This window comes from bacterium (genome assembly GCA_035419245.1).
Classification (GTDB): domain Bacteria; phylum Zhuqueibacterota; class Zhuqueibacteria; order Residuimicrobiales; family Residuimicrobiaceae; genus JAKPUX01.
Genome location: DAOLSP010000012.1, coordinates 94640 through 113190, shown reverse-complemented (window position 1 = coordinate 113190; position 18551 = coordinate 94640). Strand labels below are relative to the sequence as shown.

At 58.7% G+C, this 18551-nt stretch carries 16 protein-coding genes and 1 pseudogene; 11 read left to right on the top strand and 6 right to left on the bottom strand.

The window, feature by feature from the left end:
• Both PLH32_13570 and PLH32_13565 read left to right on the top strand, forming a co-directional pair.
• Nucleotides 1–1452: M20/M25/M40 family metallo-hydrolase (locus tag PLH32_13570; GenBank protein ID HQJ65637.1), on the top strand; the 1452-nt coding region annotated here is incomplete at its 5' end.
• Between the two features lie 115 nt (nt 1453–1567).
• Complete coding sequence (locus PLH32_13565) at nt 1568–2776, top strand: aminotransferase class V-fold PLP-dependent enzyme (protein ID HQJ65636.1); 1209 nt, start codon at nt 1568–1570, stop codon at nt 2774–2776.
• A gap of 270 nt (nt 2777–3046) precedes the next feature.
• Here PLH32_13565 and PLH32_13560 read toward each other — a convergent pair whose 3' ends face one another.
• Nucleotides 3047–3529 carry a histidine phosphatase family protein gene (locus PLH32_13560; GenBank protein ID HQJ65635.1) on the bottom strand — a complete coding sequence of 161 codons (483 nt, stop codon included), beginning with the start codon at nt 3527–3529 and terminating at the stop codon, nt 3047–3049.
• 200 nt (nt 3530–3729) lie between these two features.
• Here PLH32_13560 and PLH32_13555 point away from each other — a divergent pair, with 200 nt between their 5' ends.
• Nucleotides 3730–5073 carry a HAMP domain-containing sensor histidine kinase gene (locus tag PLH32_13555; GenBank protein ID HQJ65634.1) on the top strand — a complete coding sequence of 448 codons (1344 nt, stop codon included), beginning with the start codon at nt 3730–3732 and terminating at the stop codon, nt 5071–5073.
• An 83-nt stretch (nt 5074–5156) separates the two neighbouring features.
• Here PLH32_13555 and PLH32_13550 read toward each other — a convergent pair whose 3' ends face one another.
• On the bottom strand, nt 5157–6965 hold the full coding sequence (locus PLH32_13550) for a DUF4153 domain-containing protein (GenBank protein HQJ65633.1): 1809 nt from the start codon (nt 6963–6965) through the stop codon (nt 5157–5159).
• Between the two features lie 61 nt (nt 6966–7026).
• Entirely contained in the window at nt 7027–8142 is a 1116-nt protein-coding gene (locus PLH32_13545; protein ID HQJ65632.1) for a DUF5009 domain-containing protein, read from the bottom strand.
• A 275-nt stretch (nt 8143–8417) separates the two neighbouring features.
• On the opposite strand from PLH32_13545, the gene PLH32_13540 reads away from it, so the two are divergent.
• Entirely contained in the window at nt 8418–8933 is a 516-nt protein-coding gene (locus PLH32_13540) for a nitroreductase family protein (protein ID HQJ65631.1), read from the top strand.
• A 15-nt stretch (nt 8934–8948) separates the two neighbouring features.
• Here the strand turns inward: PLH32_13540 and PLH32_13535 are convergent, their stop codons facing one another.
• From PLH32_13535 to PLH32_13525, 3 genes are read right to left on the bottom strand one after another with little or no spacing between them, the layout of a single operon-like run.
• A complete protein-coding gene (locus PLH32_13535; protein HQJ65630.1) occupies nt 8949–9998 on the bottom strand; it encodes an alcohol dehydrogenase catalytic domain-containing protein in 1050 nt (349 codons plus the stop codon).
• The gene (locus tag PLH32_13530) at nt 9988–11613 is read right to left on the bottom strand and encodes a carboxylesterase family protein (GenBank protein HQJ65629.1); all 1626 of its coding nucleotides are present in this window, start codon (nt 11611–11613) and stop codon (nt 9988–9990) included. Before PLH32_13530 ends, PLH32_13535 begins: the two co-directional genes overlap by 11 nt.
• 60 nt (nt 11614–11673) lie before the next feature.
• Nucleotides 11674–11994: a hypothetical protein gene (locus tag PLH32_13525; protein ID HQJ65628.1), complete on the bottom strand. Its 321-nt coding sequence runs from the start codon at nt 11992–11994 to the stop codon at nt 11674–11676.
• Between the two features lie 222 nt (nt 11995–12216).
• Here PLH32_13525 and PLH32_13520 point away from each other — a divergent pair.
• From PLH32_13520 to PLH32_13490, 7 genes and pseudogenes are all read left to right on the top strand, one after another.
• Nucleotides 12217–12576 (top strand): annotated as a pseudogene (locus PLH32_13520) (pyridoxal-phosphate dependent enzyme).
• Nucleotides 12577–12716: 140 nt separating this feature from the next.
• A complete protein-coding gene (locus tag PLH32_13515) occupies nt 12717–13964 on the top strand; it encodes a heparan-alpha-glucosaminide N-acetyltransferase domain-containing protein (GenBank protein HQJ65627.1) in 1248 nt (415 codons plus the stop codon).
• 43 nt (nt 13965–14007) lie between these two features.
• Entirely contained in the window at nt 14008–14610 is a 603-nt protein-coding gene (locus PLH32_13510) for a hypothetical protein (GenBank protein ID HQJ65626.1), read from the top strand.
• Nucleotides 14607–15155 carry a hypothetical protein gene (locus PLH32_13505; GenBank protein ID HQJ65625.1) on the top strand — a complete coding sequence of 183 codons (549 nt, stop codon included), beginning with the start codon at nt 14607–14609 and terminating at the stop codon, nt 15153–15155. Before PLH32_13510 ends, PLH32_13505 begins: the two co-directional genes overlap by 4 nt.
• The gene (locus PLH32_13500) at nt 15152–15622 is read left to right on the top strand and encodes a nucleoside-triphosphatase (GenBank protein HQJ65624.1); all 471 of its coding nucleotides are present in this window, start codon (nt 15152–15154) and stop codon (nt 15620–15622) included. Before PLH32_13505 ends, PLH32_13500 begins: the two co-directional genes overlap by 4 nt.
• Nucleotides 15603–16262 (top strand): molybdenum cofactor guanylyltransferase, encoded by a 660-nt coding sequence (locus PLH32_13495; GenBank protein HQJ65623.1) that lies wholly within the window; start codon nt 15603–15605, stop codon nt 16260–16262. The genes PLH32_13500 and PLH32_13495 overlap by 20 nt, the downstream gene beginning before the upstream one ends.
• A gap of 95 nt (nt 16263–16357) precedes the next feature.
• Nucleotides 16358–18550 (top strand): molybdopterin-dependent oxidoreductase, encoded by a 2193-nt coding sequence (locus PLH32_13490; GenBank protein HQJ65622.1) that lies wholly within the window; start codon nt 16358–16360, stop codon nt 18548–18550.
• Nucleotide 18551: the final 1 nt, after the last annotated feature.

Sequence of the window (18551 nt, the reverse complement as noted above, 5' to 3'; positions counted from 1 at the left end):
CTCGGCGCCCACATGGATCACATTGGCGCGGGTCGGGATGGCCATCTCTACTTAGGTGCCGACGACAACGCCTCCGGAACCGCTGTGGTGATGGAACTGGCGCGCGTCTTCGCCGCCCAGCCGGAACGGCCTGCACGCTCCATCCTCTTTGTCACTTTTGGCGGCGAGGAACAGGGATTGCGCGGCTCCCGCTATTTTGCGGCCCATCTGCCAGTCCCGCCGGACCGTATCGCCGTCATGCTCAACTTTGATATGGAAGGGGCGGGTGACGGCGGAGTGTCGATGGGCGGCCGGAACTATCTGCCCGCAGTATTTCGCGAATTGACCCGTTCCTGGAGCGACTCGCTGCTCGGCAAAACCCGCTTCGGCCGCGGTTGGGGAGGCAGCGGCTCGGACCACTACCACTTCATCGAGCAGGGCATCCCGGCCATCTATTTCAGTTCCACCGGCGGTCATCCCTGGTATCACGAGTTCGAGGACCAGCCGCACATGCTCAACGTGGCCTCGTTGCAGAGCGTCGGCGATCGGGCCAGCGCCTTGATCCGCACCCTGGCCGGCTGGCCCGAGCCCCTCACCCTCGACAGCACCGTCAGCGGCCGGTTTTTCCTGCGCCATGGCGACCAGTTCGACCTCAAGGGAAGCGCAATCGGCGGGACGGCCGCAGCACTGAATGATAAAGTATTCGCCGCTCAGGAGGCTGGCATTCATTTCACAACGCAAACTCTGGCTGCCAGCGAAGATCCCTGTTCGCTCTACAGCCGCCTCGACAGTCTCGATCAGTGGATCCAGGCTCACCCGCGGGAACTGATTCGATTTGAGAATGCCGGATCGGTGGACCGCGCCGCAGGACAAGGCCGGTTGGCCGTAGCCCTCGCTCTGCATGGTACGGCGGCCCTCAAGGGCTCAGCTGCCACCCTGCGTCAGCTTGGCCGGCTGGGTCTCAACCTGTTGATCCTCGATGATCCGACCGATCCGGTTTTTTCAGGCCACGATCTCGGGCCAGTTGGAAAGACCTTACTTCCAGCGGCCCAGGCCGCCAACATCCTGGTGCAACTTGACCTCGCCGATACCACTTTAGTCGATGCGGTCATGAAAGGCTCTAACGGCCGCCTTCTCTGGTCCCTCGACCTGGATCAGGCCGCAGCCATGCAGCCGGCCCTCATCCGGAGGTTGAACAGTGATAAAATGATTTTGGTCCTGAGGAGCGCCGCGGAGGATGATCCACAGCAGCTGCTCGATCTCGCTATGGCGCTGCCGGCCGATCGGCTGTACGTGTCCTTAGTAGACAGCGCAAGCCCGGAAGCCTGGCGCGAACTGCCCCGTTTTGTAATGACCTTTCACAAGCTCTTGGCCGCGAGGGTGGGAGGAGAGCAGAGCTATAAGCGGATGGAAAAGTGGTTTGGGCGCAACCTGAAGAAGCTGTTACCGCAGGATGCTGCAGGACGGTTTTGATGGAGGAGGGCCGATCTCGTCGCGGCGACGCGCGATGTGGCAGGGGGTTCCTTCTGACCCTGCTCAAAGCGCCGCTGGAGGACCACCGGACTGGGGAAAATATGGAGGTTCAACCATGACGGAGCTGCCCGCATTTGTCAAGGGCTCAGAGTACGCCCGGCACTGGCGGCTCCGCGCCGATGTCGCCTATCTCAATCATGGTTCGTTCGGAGCTTGCCCCAAGGCCGTTCTTGAGGTCCAGGACAGCTTTCGCTGGAAACTCGAGTCGAGCCCCTGGCGCTATCAGGTGATCGAGATGGCCTCGCATCATGCAACGGCGCGCGCAGCGCTGGCACAGTTCCTGCATTCTCGACCCGAGGATCTGGTTTTTGTGCCGAACGCCACGCATGGGGTCAGCACGGTGCTGCGCTCGCTCGCTTTCAAACGCGGTGACGAGTTGTTGACCACCGACCATGACTATTTCGCCTGCCGCAATGCCATGGCCTTTACCGCCAAACGCGATGGTATCCGCCTGGTGACAGCGCATATTCCTTTTCCCCTTGAATTCCCGGAGCAGGTCATCGACGCCGTCCTCGCTGCAGTGACGCCGCGTACGCGTCTGGCTTTGATTGATCATGTCACGAGTCCGACGGGGATGGTCATGCCGGTGCATGAGCTGGTACAAGAGCTGCGGCGGCGCCATATCATCACCCTGGTGGATGGGGCGCATGCTCCCGGGATGGTCCCACTCGATCTCCCCGCAATCGCAGCCGATTATTATACCGGAAACTGTCACAAATGGATGTGCGCCCCCAAAGGTGCGGCTTTTTTGTACGTGCGCCGCGAGCTGCAGGAGAGCATTCATCCCCTGGCCATCAGCCATGTGGCCGCCGAGGTGGCACCTCCGCTCAATCCTTTCCAGCACGAATTCTTCTGGGCCGGCACGCAGGATACCAGCGCCTGCCTCAGCATCGCCGCCGCCTTGAAATTCATGGGGAATCTGGTACAGGGCGGCTGGCCTGAAATTATGCGCCGCAACCGTCAGATGGCTCTGGACGCACGCAGTGTGCTCTGCGAAGCCTTGCACATCCGGCCGCCCTGCCCTGAGGAGATGATCGGCTCCATGGCCTCGCTGCCTGTTCCCCGGGTCTCAAGCTGGCCCGATCCCCTGCCGCCCTATTATGTCGATCCGCTCCAGGAGGAGCTGTTCCAGAAATGGCAGATTGACGTGCCGGTGATGTATTACCCCCACCCACCGGAACGCCTCCTGCGGATTTCGGCGCAAATCTATAATACCCCGGCCCAGTATGAACGCCTGGCCGAGGTGCTCCGGCATATCCTTTAGACGAGCCCAAGCCCCCTGATCCGCTTCATGGCTGCAAAAGCAGCCCTCAGCAAATGAAGGTGGGATTTCCGGTCCATATTCGCTCCGTATCGCTTAGACGAACAAGATAGATCCCCGGAGACAATTCCTCTGCCGCAATCGAAACCTCCTGCCATCCGCTCGTCACTTCTATCTTTTTTGCAGATCTGACTTCACGGCTCAGATAATCACCCCTAACATGAGTCCGTTTCTCATTTCAGCCGCATGTTCGAGTACCGGGACGTCGGAGTATCAGGGAAAAAGGGTTTTCAACAGACTGCCGCATCCGGGCTTGAGGTCTTCCCACTTCGCAATGGCCAGCCGGAGGGCGATCACACCGCCGGTTGGCTGGTGGCCGGTGTAGTCGTGCGCCAGCGTCGCGGCCAGGGCTTCCAGCCCAGGGCAATGTCCGACCAGCAGTAGGGAATCGCAGTCCTCCTGCAGGTGGCGGAGTAGAAGACCAAGTTCATCGGCCTCTCCTCCATAGATCACTTCTGAGGTCTTGATTTGCGCCGGGTCCATTCCCAGCTCGCCAGCGGCTGTGCGGGCGGTCTCGAGGGCGCGGACTGCAGGACTGGAGAGGATGACCTCAGGCCGCATCCCTTTTTTGACCATTTTGCGGGCCATCCGGGCCACCTCCTCGATGCCGCGTGGCAGCAGCGGCCGCTCCTTGTCAGTGAGCATGCCCACCGGGCGGTCGGCCTTGCCATGCCGCAGCAAATAGAGTGTCTTCATAAAGTCTCCTATACTGCACAGGGTCTGGCGGACTGACGGATGCCATATTCTGGCATGCAGATTGCATAAGAGGGTAAAAAGGGCCCTTTCCCGGCTTTTCCAGCATGATTACTGATCACTTTGTGGCGCTGGAGGGCATGTTGTGTGGCAAATTAGTCCCCACCGGCGCCGAGGACCCGCTTACCTGCTCGGGAGTATGTATGAACATCGGTGACGATTATTTCAAAAGTCTGCCGGACCATTCGGAGGAGGATGCTGCCGCGATTCTGGATCACTTTATCCGCCAATGGAGCCGGAGCGCTACCTTCCGCTCACTGGAAGATCGACGCCGCAGCGAGCTGATTACCTGCCTGGCTGGCCTCCTTCACACCATGAGCAATTCGGCAGAGTTCCGCCCCCTTTGTGAAAAAATCCTGGATGCCTGCATTGAAACCGTACCCGCCGATCGCGCCTTGCTCCTCCTGCGCAACACCCAGGGAAAACTAGCGGTGGCGATTGCCCGCGGCGGCGAGGTCTCGGATGCAGTGCTGCAGGATAATCAGGATGTAATCCAACGCGTCTTGCGCAGCCGCCGGCCGCAGACGATGCTGCAGGATGAACAGCACCAGGAACCGGCCGGACGACAGCGCTGCTTCTTTCCGGTCGTCTGCAACCGCAGCCTGAGCGGAGTGCTCTTTCTGGAGGGCGTCATCGGTTGCGAAGAAGGCGAGGTGCCCGTTATAGCCCAGATCTGGAGCGAACTCCTTGCTCTGCTGGTCCACCATGCCCATCTGCAAAACGGCAAGGAATTGTTGAACGGCTATCTACGCAATATGCAGGAGAAGGTGATATGGTTCGATAAAATTGCCGGACAGGGCCGGATGGCCGCTACAGCGGGACATGAGCTGAACAATTTGCTGTCGGTGCTCGCCGGCAATCTGGAACTGGCCAAAAACTGGCTGCACAAGGGGGAAAGATCGGAGCGTATCCGCGAACGCCTCGATCTGCTGCAGAACGTGGTACAGAATGCCATGCTGATCAGCCAGTGTTTGGTCTCGAGCGAGCCTCTGGAAAGTCAGATGCAGCGGCACTCGCTCAATGCGCTGGTAGCCGAGACCGTCGATCTCCTCAAACCCCTTGTCAGCCGCCAGGGTGTCCGCTTTACGCTGACGCCGGCTGCCGATCTGCCGGATGTACTCGTTGATGCCACGCAGATCCGCCAGGTCGTCCGCAATCTGCTGCTCAATGCCATCGAAGCCAAAAGCGACGTCCAGATCGAGATCCAACTCGAGCATGATGCAGAAGCGCAGCGGGTCAAGCTGCGCATTCACGACAACGGTCCGGGCATCGCTGCGAAGCAGCTTACCGCCCTATTCTCTGCAATGCCGGCAGGAGGGGACAAATCGTTGAGCCTGCTGATCAGCAAGGAGATCATCGAACGCCATGAAGGCTCATTGCGGATCGAAAGTGAAGCGGGCAACGGCAGTCTGTGCACCATCAGCCTGCCCCAGTACGGGGCTGAAACCCAGCTCTGCTGGCGTAAAAAGATTAACCGCAACGAGTAGCGGCGCGCGGTCAGATGGGCTTGCGCCTTCCCCTACGGCCAGGACGACCAAAGGCGATGAAAGTGGATCCGCGCAGGTCCCGTCTAGCGGAGCGGCGCGTATAACAAATCGGCCGTGTAATTCACCAGCTTGATTCCGTTCTCTTTCACCTCGAGCAAAATCCTGCGGAGACGGACTCGGGCCTTGAAATGAGCGCCGCTGGCTTCGATCGCCATTTCAGATTCTGGAATAGTCTCCGGATTGGTGCTGCCGTAGCGGGCATAAAGTTTTTCGGCCAGAAGCTGCACATTAAACCTCAATTGCTCCGGCGCTTGGTTTTCAGCGGTCAGGGTGAGGGTGAGGTGCTGCATCCCCGCAGCCGGCTCGATGCGTACCCCGGAGGCCTCCGGCTCGATAATCGTTGCCTCGCCGATGAATTGCCCGGCAATCATCCGATCATATCCGGCGATCTCGATTACATTGCGCTCACGGCCGCTGAGCGTGCGCTCACGGCCCATCCCCCCCCGTACCCCGCTCAGGTAGTCAAATCCGAGCATCCCGGTCACCTCCGACGGGGCCAGGCGAACCGTTCTGCCCTCCGACTCCTTCACCAGTTTGTCCTTAAACCAGGGTTGAATACTGTCATACCCGTGCATCTCGCGCAAATAGCTGATAATCGAGCTGATCTGCAGGGCGGCTCCCTCCGGCACCGTGGTCGTTGCTTTGTGGATCTGTCCCGCTTCCAGCAGGCTGTTTGCCGCGAGCAGATGCTCCAGCCGGTTCTTCTGGCTGCGTTCCGAGATCTGAAAGGCGCTCCAAGGGCCAAAGCTGGCAAAGAGGGCGAAAAGCGCCAGCAATCCCGGTATGACTTTGATGTTTTTAACCTTGCTCAGATTGAAATAGAGTACCAGAAGAGTCAGATAGAGCGCAAGCAGGATCAGAAGATAGCGGCTTTCGGTTACGCCATATTCCGAGACCCGGCGCCATACCGCCAGGGGCAACATGATGACCACCGGGATCATGACGATGAAGAACCGGTGCCAGACGAGCCGACCCCAGAGATTCTCCTCCTGCGCGCGAACCGGCCAAAGCAACAGCAAGGTCGCCAGGCCGGTAACGCTGAATCCAAGAATCAGAGCGCTCACCCACCCCTTGGGCCAAGCCCAGTTCAGGATGATCTTGGCGATGTAAGCATAGAGGATCACCAGGTAGACCAGCAGCACCGCCGAGAGGATGTACTGCGCAAAGATTTTCAGGACTCGAGGATAATCTTTCTCCTCTTCGAGCTTGTCTAGCTCCTCCGGGATGCCGGCCATGAAATAAGAAGTGCTGAAGAGGCCGACAATCAGGATCCACAACTCGCCATACCGACGTCCGGGAATTTCAATTCCAAAAAGCTTATCCAGGGCGAGTAGGGCGAGGGAGAAGCCGGCCTGAAGAACACCGGCGAAAACCAGGACGGTAACAGCGCGTACCACGAGGATTTTGCAGTAGTGCCAGAAGCCGTTCTGTTCGCGAGAACCACCGAAGGGCCCAACGGCCAGAAAAAGGATCAGGGCGACCGCCAGCATGGCAAACCGCGCTATATGCAGGGCCGGCGCCCCCTCCATGAAATGAGGCAGGGAGAGGCCGTAAGCGGCGACTAGCACGACGCCGGCAGCTTGGGAGCCTCCACGCCAGGCCATGGACCAGCGATGTTTTTCGGCCGCCACCGCCAGCCCCAGCACGAGGGGAAAACCCAGGGTGCACGCCATGAGGATGTTGACGAGGACAGTCGGACGATCCGGGGCCTCCTGTTCAGCAAGGAGCAGCGCTACAATGGTGCCGACCAATACATCGATGAGAACCAGCGGGAAGCGCAAGCAAATCGATTGGATATCCTGGCTTATTTGCCGCAGCGAAGGCAGCTTCATAAAGGATTCCCTTCTTTAATCCTACCCGCAGCGATCCACTAGACCCAGAATTGGGCTGGAATTAAAGTTTGATGAAAATCTTCCTTTTGTAGAACCAGGCCAAAATCCCCAGCCAGATCAGAATATAGAGCAGGGGATGGACCAGCGAGGCGCCCCAGTTGCCAAAAAGAGGCAGCAGGATGCTGTCATAGAATAATGCTTTGATGGAAGTCCGGGTTCCGTCCGCGCGGGTTACCTGCCAGATGTAGAGGCTCTTGGCCATGATTCCCGAGCCGAAAAAGGCGAGAATGGCATTGCTGCCGTAGATGACGAAGGGTTTGGTGAACCGGGCATAGCCCTTGATATCGATCAGCCAGTAACTGATAGCGAGAAAATTCAAAGCGATTCCGGCGGTGTAGAGAACATAGCTGCTGGTCCAGAGCTGTTTGTTGATCGGCATGAAAAGTGACCAACCAAGGCCGATGACAATTAAAAGGTTGCCGGCGATGAACATGCCGTTGGTCTTGGCGAGCGGCTCGGATTTGCCGCGCAGCCATTGCCCGGTGAAATATCCGAGCATCACCTGGGCGATCGCCGGGATAGTGCTCAACAGCCCCTCTGGGTCAAAACCGATATCCTGCTTGTAGAGATGGCCCTTGAGGAGGATGCCGTCAAGGTATTGGGCCAGGTTGCTGTTCAGGGCCCAGACATCGGCGGTACGGCCGGGGAAGGGGATGAAGGCCATGGCCAGCCAGTAGCCGATGAGCAGGATGGCGGTCCAGATCATCTGGCCGCGCCGACCGGTATGAAGGATGATCAACGAGGCGAAAAAGTAGCAGAGACCGATGCGTTGCAGCACGCCGGGAAACCGCAGGGTGGTCAGGTTCCAGCGTAGGTACCAGGCCATGAAGAGACCTAGGAAGATCAATAGAAAGGTGCGCTTGAAGATCTGCCCATAAACCGGCAGACGTGATGCGTTCTCCTCGAGACGACGGGCGAACGAGAAGGCCATGGCGGTCCCCATGATGAACAGAAAGAAGGGAAAGACCAGGTCTGTGGGGGTGCAGCCGTGCCATGCGGCGTGCGCCAGCGGAGGAAAGACGTACTGCCAGCTGCCCGGATTGTTCACCAGAATCATCAGCATGATGGTGAAGCCGCGGAAAGCATCGAGGGAGATGAGACGCGCAGGTTTCGACATAGGCTTCCTCATGATATGGATTGCGAAGACCGATTAAATTTAGTTTAAGCTTATTCGCACAGAATGTCAAGCGAATTTTGTCCCTGCAGCCGCCGGGCAGGTCGCCGGCATCGAAACGCTAGGTACAACGTGCAGGCTGCTGCACCCCCACGTTTATGCCGGCTAGTCCCCTGTCAAGCAGATCCAGGATCCGCAGCGGCAGCCGTCAGGACGGGGCTTGATACATTGATAAAAAATCGCGAAATTACGGTTGTTCTTGACATGAGGAGAAAAGTATGGATGCACTGGAGATGCTGTTCAACCGCAAGAGTGTCCGCCATTTTACAGGTGCCGCGGTGAGCCGGGAAGCACTCGAAACCCTGCTACGGGCGGGCATGGCGGCCCCCTCGGCGGTCAACAAACAGCCCTGGGCTTTCATCGCCGTAACGCGGCGGGATATTCTGGACCGCCTGGCCGAGGGGTTGCCTTATGCCAAAATGCTCGACAAGGCCGGGGCAGCCATCGTCGTCTGCGGACTGGAAGAAAAAGCCAATGCCGGCATGAGGGAGTATGTCATCATCGACTGCTCGGCAGCAACGGAGAATATTCTTCTCGCCGCTGAAGCCCTGGGGCTCGGTGCGGTCTGGACGGCTGCATATCCTCGTCCGGAACGCGAAGCCTGGGTGAGAACCGTCCTTGGACTGCCCGAAAACGTGGTGCCCCTCTGCGTCATTCCGGTCGGCCACCCGACCGGTGAAGATCGGCCCAAGGATAAATTCAATCCCGCCAACATCCATTGGGAACGGTGGTGAACCGCCCCGGGCGGATTACAACGTGATCATCGCCTTGATAACCCCGTCAGCGCGCGCGGCGACCAGCTTGAAGGCATCCGCGCTTTTTTCGAGAGGGAAATGATGGGTTGCCATGGCCTCCATGTCTACCTGACGCTGTGCTAGGAGTTCGATGGCTTTCTCGGTGCAATAGGCCTGACGGCGTATGTTGAGGATATCGATCTCCTTGCGCCGCAGCTCATGGATCGGCAGGACGACCTCGTCTTCGTCCGGAATGCCGATGAGGACCAGACGTCCACCCGGCTTGAGCAAGTGGATACCCTGGTGGATGGCCTCCAGGGTACCGCTGCATTCAAAGACGGCATCCAGCTGTAGGGGAGCCAACTGGCGGATCGTCCCCTCGATATCCTCCTGGTCTGGATTGCCGGCCCACTGCGGCTGCAACCTGCTCGCATAAGTCAGACGCGCCGCGATCTTTTCGGTGACATAGAGCGGTCCAGTTCCCCTGGCGCGCAGCACGTGCAGCACCGCGAGTCCGACAGGGCCTGCACCGAGGACAGCAGCATGCGCACCGGCTGACAGACCAGCCCGCTCCACCGCATAGACCCCCACCGCCAGCGGCTCGGAAAGGGTCGCCTGCTCGAAGCTCATCCCTTCCGGCACCGGGTAACATTGCAGTTCCTGAAGCACGACTAATTCGCAGAGGCAGCCGGGGAGCTGATCCGGTGCGCCAAGAAAGCGCAGGATGCGGCAGGTGTTCTCGCGGTGGTTCAGGCATTGATCGCATCGGCCGCAGGAGCGCGCCGGATCGATCGCGATCCTCTGCCCAGGTCGGACGCGGGTGACGCCGGCGCCAACCGCCTCCACCATTCCGGCTGCTTCGTGGCCGATGACAAAGGGAAATTTCACGAGCGATGTGCCGATTCGGCCGGAGGTGAAATAATGGATATCCGAGCCGCACACGCCCACCATGCGGATGCGCACCAGGACCTCATCATCCTGCTGGATTTGCGGCGCAGGCAACTCCTGCAGGGCAAATTGCCCGATGCCGGTCAGCAAGGCAGCGCGCATCTTGCTAATTGCCATAGCTCTTATCGAGAAAATGATAGCGAGCTTCCAGCTGCGAAGGAATGGACGCGGAATGGACATCAATGACCATCACCGCGGGATCCGGATCCCCTGCCCTCACCTCCGGCCATTCCACCAGGCCGCTGCCATTGGGATTCCCTGTCTTGATAAAATCGGCGAAATAAGCCATCATGACCGCAGAAACCGTATAGTCCTCCGGAGTCCAGGCAAAGTCGTCAATCAGACGCAGATTGCCCAGGCAGTATTCGATCTCACAGGCATGCGGCGCACCGACCGCCTCCGGCATCCTGGGGCTGTTATCCGTTTTTGGTGAAGTGCCGCCAGCCAGGCCGGGGGTGAGGTTCTCTGCCAGTGGCGGCCGCAGCTTGCTGAAAAGGTAGCGGTAGACCGGCTGGGTACTGTGCTGACGATGGAGGTCGAGCCATTTCCAGGTGCTGTAGGCGATGAAGCGGTCGGAAGCAAGGGCGGTGGCCGAGAGCTCGATCTCCTTTTCGGAACCATGCGGATAGAGCCGCGCGGCTTCCTCCCAGGTTTGGGGATAGGCCTCTTTCAGTTTGCCAAGGTAAGCCTCTTCTGTGTAGGGCCCCTCGGTGAAGGCATAACCTGGAATCTCCGCCGAATTCCAGCCCGCCAGAAGTGGCACCTGGGCCTGCTCTCCGGCCCGGAAAATCTCGGGAAGCGTTTTGGGCAAGAAATAGCCATCGATCACCAGAGGAAAACCAAAGCGTCCGGATTTCAGATAGGCATCAAAGATCGTTTTGGTGCTCAGGGCGCGCATCTTGTCGATCGATTTGAAACCCGCTTGTCGCGCGAATTCCAGACCCTGTTTCTCAGCCTCAGCTAGCGACACCGGCGCCAGGGTGGGATGGATCGCGGCACCGCTCTCACCAATGGCGCCGGCGATCAGGTTCCGGGAGAGGGGGGAGGCCATCTGGGCGCTCACCGAGATAGAACCGGCCGACTCCCCAGCGATGGTCACCCGTTTCGGATCGCCGCCAAAGGCCTTGATATTACGCTGCACCCACTGCAGGGCGGCGTTCTGATCGAGCAAGCCGTAATTGCCTGATGCCTTCCAGGGCGACTCGGCGCTCAGCTCGGGATGGGCATAAAACCCAAAGATGTTGAGGCGGTAATTGACCGTCAGGGCGACAATGCCCTGCTGCGCCATGGCAGCTCCGTCATAGCGCCGCTCGGAGCCGTCACCTGCGACGAAACCGCCGCCATAGAAATAAACCAGGACTGGCAGAAGAGTATTCGATTTTTGCGCCGGCCTCCAGACATTGAGATAGAGGCAGTCCTCGCTCAGGCTGTCTGCGCGTAATTTCATATCGCCCCAAATGGCCGTCTGCATCGGGCTTGGGCCGAATTTTTTGGCGGCGCGCACCCCCCGCCATTTTTCGGCGGGTTGCGGGGCTTTCCAGCGCAGCGGGCCGAGCGGGGGTTTGGCATAGGGAATGCCAAGGTACAACTGCACGCCGGCCTGGATGTCGGAGATCCCTTCAAGGGTGCCGGTCTCGACCTTGATCCGCGGCGGTGCGGTTTTGCTGCCTCCAGCGGCGATCGGCAGATTCAGGACCATAAGGGCCAGAATGATGTAACACCAAGTTTTCATGATCGCTCCGGGTTAATCGGTGATGAAGCGGCGTGCTATGTTAACAAATTAGTGCCACTTTCACAAGAAAAAAGAGCGAATTAAATCGCAAGCTTCCGACGTTATGTCTCTGTCCGGCAAGGCGGCCGGCGGAAGCATCCATTTTGCGAAAATAAAGAACGGGAGATGGATATGGATCATCTGCAACAGGAGGACAGTTGCATTGAGAAACTCTTCAAACTGCGCGAACCTCCGTCCTGTGCGTTGCCAGAGAAAGCTGTAGTGGAGAGCTTCGCCGGCGAGTTGCTGGCGGTGCTTTTCCCCCACTTTGCAAGGAAACCGCTGTATACCCCCGAGGATCTCGAAGTGGAGTTCGAGCTGCTGAAACGCAACCTCTACCATATCCTCCGTCCACTTGAGTGCGGGCTTCCGGAACACTCCAGGGAACATGCAGAGCGGTTTTTTTACAGTGATTCCGGAGATCCACCCTATGTTGTGGCTGGATGCGACCGCCATTGCAGAGGGCGATCCTGCGGCCAAAAATATTGATGAAGTGATCCTGACTTATCCAGGATTTCTCGCCATCGCCAACTACTGAATCGCATGCGCAAGGACCTGGCCATGGTGGCTGCTGTGAAGGGCTATCCCCTGGTCCTGGTGATGGCTGTCGAGTCCGAACTTTCGCCGGTGCTGGGAGGCGGCCAGCCTGGTCCGCATCCCCTCCAGGGGATCGGCGCCGGTTTCATCCCCGCCATCCTCGACCGGTCGCTGATCGATGAGGCTATCCCGATCAGCAAGGAGGAGGCGTTCCGTTACACCGCCCTGGCTGCGCAGAAGGAGGGACTCTTTGCGGGCATTTCCACCGGCGCCTCGTTGGCAGCGGTTGCCAAAAAGCTGCCCGGCATGGCGCCTGGCAGCCGGATCCTCACGTTTTGCTACGATACCGGCGAACGCTATATTTCGGTGGACGGCTTTTTCACTTGACGCGCTGCCGACGAGCGGCAGGATGAGTGCAGCGGTGATGCCGCAGTGGCTATGATCAGCCGAAAAAGCACTTGTTTTATTGCCCGCATCTGACTAAACTATGGCACCCATCATTAAGCCGGAGTGCTGCGGAGTTTGCCATGATGCAAGAAAATGCTGCCCTCGCCAGCCGCGCGCGCGTCGCCTCGATCGATGCCCTGCGCGGCTTGACCATCGCCTTGATGATCTTTGTCATCGCTGTGGCCGCCGGCAATTATCCCGATCTGCCGCAGCAGGCTTCGTGGTTTGGCAGCCTGCCGGTCTCCACCTGGAACCACGCGGATACCGGCTGGGAGCGGATGGTCGAGCACCAGAAGGCCGCGGGCCTGACCCCGGCGGAAATCGCAGCCCTGCCTGAGGCACGGCTGAAGAATATTGGGCTGACCGCAACGGATCTGGTCGCGCCTTTCTTCATCTTCGTCGTCGGGCTGGTCCTGCCGTTGAGCAAAATCCGCCGCGACGGTGACTGGTGGCGTCATGTGCTGCGCCGTACCGCCGGCTTGATCCTGGCCGGTGTGATCTATATCAGTCTGATCCTGGGTTTGTCCTGGTGGTGGGGCATTCTCCAGACCATCGGCATCGCCTACCTCATGGGAGCCGCCTCGCTGAAGCTCAAGCCGGCACTGCGCTGGGCGGCTATTTTCGCTGTGCTCGGGTTGCACCTGCTGCTCTCGCAGTATGCCGGCTGGTGGCTGCAGTTTGGTCATACAACGGCGCCCTTCTGGACTCTTGGCAACCCCTCCGGCAACTGGGCGCGGCCTCTGACCGTTCACTGCCTGCCCTGGGTCTCGATTTCCTATGGCGCAATGACTATGACCGGAGTCTTGCTCGGCGAGGCGATCGCCACCGGTGAGCGGCACCGGATCATCAGGCGAAGCCTGCTGATCGCAGGGCTCTTTATGGCGCTCGGCCTCGGCCTGCATCAGCTTGGCTTTATCACCGGCAACCTGAAACTCTGCTTCAATAAACCCGATGTCACTGCCAGCTATGCCCTCTTTACTTCCGGGCTTGCCGCCCTTTTTTTTCTGCTGCTTTATGCCGTCATCGATGTACTCGGATATAAAAAATGGGCCTGGCCCTTCATAGAATTTGGCAAAAATGCGCTGCTGGCCTATTTCCTCCAGATCATCGTGCGCCTGGGATTCAGAGCGCTGCAGATCGAGCCTTTTTTTGCGGGAGCCCCGAACAGCACCACCCGGGCCTGGGCCGGACTGCTCGGTTCTCCCTTTGACCGGCTGCTGCTCGACAAGTCGGGATACCATGGCGTCTTCTGGGGTATGCTCTGGACTTTTTGTCTCTGGCTGGTGGTGAATTGGTGCAACCAAAGGAATTGGTACTGGAAACTCTGACCCCCACCCTCCATTTAGAGAGAAAGACTCGTTGACCCAGTCCATGAAAGGGCATTTGGCCCCCGGCGAGGCGGCCATACTCGCGGTATTCGGCGCCCTGTGGGGATTGATGGAAATTACCCTCGGCACCGCGCTGAAAAGCGCGCGGCTGCCCTTCTCCGGGGCGATCCTCGCCTGCCTAGCTGCCGTCATCGCCCTTACGGGCCGATCGTTTGTACACCGCCGCGGCGCCATCCTGATGATGGGCGGCGTGGCCGCCCTGCTCAAAATCTTTTCGGTGGGTACCGTGATCGCCGGGCCCTTTTTCGCCATCCTCATCGAGGCGCTGCTGGCGGATCTGACGGTCTCCCTGCTCGGTGTCACCCGGCCGGGATGCATCCTGGCCGGAATGGCCATGGTCACCTATACCGTACTGCACCCCCTCATAACCCAGGGCCTTTTCCTGGGCGGGCGAATCTATGAGGTTTACTGGGCCACCGCCCGGCAGGTGGGCCAGTGGCTCCATCTGGAGGTTGCACATCTCGCCCTTTTCATCGTCCTTTATCTCGGAGTGCATGCCACTGCCGGTGGGCTGGCCGGCTGGCTGGCGTATCAGGTCAGCTGGTCGGCGAGACGGGAGCTGGAAGATCTGGAGCGCTCCGAATGAAGGCCGCCCTCTTTGGTCTTGCCGCCGGTATCGCGTCTGCTCTTCTATTGCGGGAATCCACCCACGTTTTTCTCTTTCCCGCAACCCTTGCTGTGTTGGCAGCAATCGATCTGCACGCCTTTCGGATTTTCCGCCGCTGGAAGTTATGGCTCTTCTTCATTCTAATTGTCGCTTTCCCGGTGCTGCTGGTGGGAACCAGGGATGCCCGTTGTCTTGGTGTGCCATACAACAGTTCCATGTTCCGCCTCAACCTCATTATGGTCGAACGCAGCATTCTCCTGATGCTTGCAATCAAGGCCTTCACCAACCGCCTTTCGCCGGAGATGCTCTCGCGCGGACTGGCAATGCTGCATCTGCATCAGTTCGACCAGGTCTTCCGCCTCTCCCAAAGCATGTTGCCGGAGCTGCGCTCCATTGTGACCACGGAGCTGCAGAAGATTCAGTGGCGAAAGCTGGTCTGGCACCCGGCACAGCTAATCGCGTTGCTTGGGCGTTTGGTGGCGCGGCTGGTCTTCACCGCGCGCAGCAGGGAGGAAGGCGCATGACTGGCGGCCGAATTGGTTTGATCGTCGGAAGGCCGGACAGCGGCAAGACAACCTATCTGGATCAAGTAGTTCGTCGTGCACGAACCCGCGGTATTTGCGTCGGTGGCCTCCTGAGTCATGGACTCTGGGAGGAGGGGCTGAAAAAGGGATTTGTGTTGGAGGATGCCGCTAGTGGCGCACGGCGCATCCTGGCGGGCTGTCGGCCTGAAGGAGACTGTACCCTCCTTTACGGGCGTTTTTATTTTTCACCGGCCGCTTTCGCCTGGGGGAACGCCATCTTGGCGGAAAGCGCAGGTATAGGGCTGGTGGTTGTCGACGAGTACGGCCCACTCGAGCAGCAAGGCGTCGGCTTATGGCCGGGAATTCAGGCTTTGCTCAATCGCCACACTGGCCCGTTACTACTCACGGTCCGGCCGGCATTGCGGCCGGGATTGCATCAACGAATTCTTGCTTACGCTGGTCTTTAGCGGCATGTATAAAGAGATCACCGGGATCATTTTGGCCGGAGGGGCAAGTGCACGGTTTGGCCGGGACAAGGCGTTGGTGCGGATCGGCCATCATTCCGCCATCGGGATTGCCGTAGAACTCATGCAAAGCATTTTTAAACAGGTATGGATCAGTGCCCGCCGGGCAGAAGATTATTCATTTCTGAATTTGCCGGTAATCCCTGATCTCTATCCTGGGGCGGGTCCGCTCGCCGGCCTCCACGCCGCATTGAAGCAGAGCACCACGGATAAAAATATCGTGATTTCCTGCGATCTGCCGCTGATGAATCGAGAGGTCATCGATGCACTCATCACCAGCAGTCCCGGGCACCAGATCGTCGTCGTCCAGGCTGCGGAGAGACTCCAGTTCTTCCCCGGATTCTACCATCGCAGCCTGCTGCCGCTGATAGAAGAGAGGTTGGCATGCACGCCACCCGGGACGGGACGGAACCGGTCATATTCCCTTTATGCGTTGATACAGCAGGCTGATACTGCTGTGCTCGACGCGGCGTCATTTCCTTTCATCAAGGAAACGTATTTCCTGAACATGAACACACCGGAGGATTTCGAGAAGATCCAGCGGATTGCGGAGCTGGGGAGATCGCCGAAAAAAAATGAGTAGATGCTGATTCGTGACTTTTTGCTTGATATTCCTGTCTCCAGTAACTAACTTTTCAATCGTGGCAGGGAGAGTCGCATCACAACTATGGAGAAATGATGGATTCCATTTCCAGACGCAAGTTTTTAAAGATCAGCGGAGCCACCATGGCCGCCTCCGCTGCCGCCGGAAGCGTCATGAGCAGGGCGGGAGAGAGGCTGAACAACAAAGCCCCACGGGGTATCCAGAAGATACCAACTTTTTGCGATATCTGTTTTTGGAAATGCGGGGCGATCGCCTATGTGGAGGATGGCCGGCTGTGGAAGGTGGAGGGTAATCCCCTCGATCCCCTCAGCCAGGGGCGGCTCTGTCCGCGCGGCAGCGGGGGTGTCGGAGCGCATTATGATCCCGACCGGCTTAAATACCCCTTGATGCGCAAAACGGCGCGCGGCAAGGAGGAATGGGTACAGGTCACGTGGGACGAAGCCCTGACCTTTATTGCGGAGAAGATGAAAAAGATCAAGGCCGAACATGGCCCCGAAGCCATGGCCCTCTTCAGCCACGGCATCGGCGGTAATTTCTTAAAACATTTGTTCAAAGCCTATGGCTCGGCCAACATCGGCGCTCCCTCCTTCGCGCAGTGCCGTGGTCCGCGCGACGTGGGCTTCAGGCTCACTTTCGGAGAGGATGTCGCCTCACCGGAACGGACCGATATTAAAAATGCCCAATGTCTGGTTCTGCTTGGCTCACACCTGGGCGAGAACATGCATAACAGCCAGGTACAGGAGTTCAGCGAAGCCCTGGCGAAAGGGGCCAGCCTCATTGTCGTCGATCCCCGGATTTCGGTGGCTGCAGGCAAGGCGAAATACTACTTGCCCATTAAGCCCGGCACCGACCTCGCGCTGTTGCTGGCCTGGATGAACGTCCTGATCAGCGAAAATCTTTACCACCGGGATTACGTCGAGAAGTACGGATTTGGTTTCGCAAATTTCGCTGCCGAGATTGAGCCGTACACGGCTGAATGGGCCTATCCCGAGACCGGGATTGAACCCGAACTTATCCGCGCAACCGCTCGCGAAATGGCACGTTATAAGCCGGCCACTCTGATCCACCCCGGACGCCATGTCACCTGGTATGGCGATGATGCCCAACGCTCGCGTGCCATCGCCCTGCTGAATGCCTTGATGGGAAACTGGGGTGTCAAGGGCGGATTTTATTACCCGGTCAGCATGGATGTGCCCGCTTACCCATATCCCGCCTACCCGCATTCAGAAAAACCCAAGGTCGACAATCCCGGTAACCAGTATCCCTTTGCACACGAAGTCAATACCAACGGCATCCGCAAAGCGACCATCAGCGGAATGCCATACCCGGTTAAGGGATGGTTTGTCTATGCGACGAACCTGATCCATGCCCTGCCGGACGAACAGGAGACCATCCGGGCGATTCAGAACCTCGATCTGTTGGTGGTTATCGATGTCATCCCCGCCGAGATCGCCGGCTGGGCGGACGTCGTCCTGCCCGAATCGGTTTATCTTGAGCGCTTTGACGATCTCAATGTCGAGTGGTTCCGCGAACCCTTCATCGCCCTGCGCCAGCCGGTTGTCGATGCCCCTCATGATCAAAAGCCCAACTGGTGGATCGCCAAAAAACTGGCCGAAAAGCTCGGTCTCGGCCACTATTTCCCCTGGAAGGATATCGAGGAGTATTTCGAGTATCGCCTCAACGCCGCTGGGCTGGATTATAGCCGGCTGAAGAGAGAAGGCATCATCCGCGGCGAAAAGCAGCCTGTCTATTTCGCGGAAGGGGTCCCCGATGTTTTCCCGACGCCCTCCGGCAAGATCGAATTCTATTCATTGCAGCTGGCCCAGGCTGGATTCGACCCGGTTCCCAAATACACCCAGCCGGCACCTCCACCGGACGGTTATTTCCGCTTGCTCTATGGCCGGGCCCCGGTGCACTCGTTCAGCCGCACCCAGTCCAATCGGGTGCTGATGGATATGCTGGACGAAAATGAAGTTTGGATCAATCAGGACATCGCCACCCGCTGGGGTCTCAAAACCGGGGATTACATTCGTCTCAAGAACCAGGATGGTGTAATCAGCAACCGGATCAAGATCAAGGCCACCGAGCGGATTCGCGCCGATTGCGTTTATATCATCCACGGCTTCGGCCACAATGCACGGCAGCTCACGTATGCGTATCAGAAGGGAGCCAGCGACGCGCAGCTCATCACCCGATACAAAACGGATCCCATCATGGGCGGCACTGCGATGAATGTCAATTTTGTGACCTTTGAGCTGGAGGCGTGAG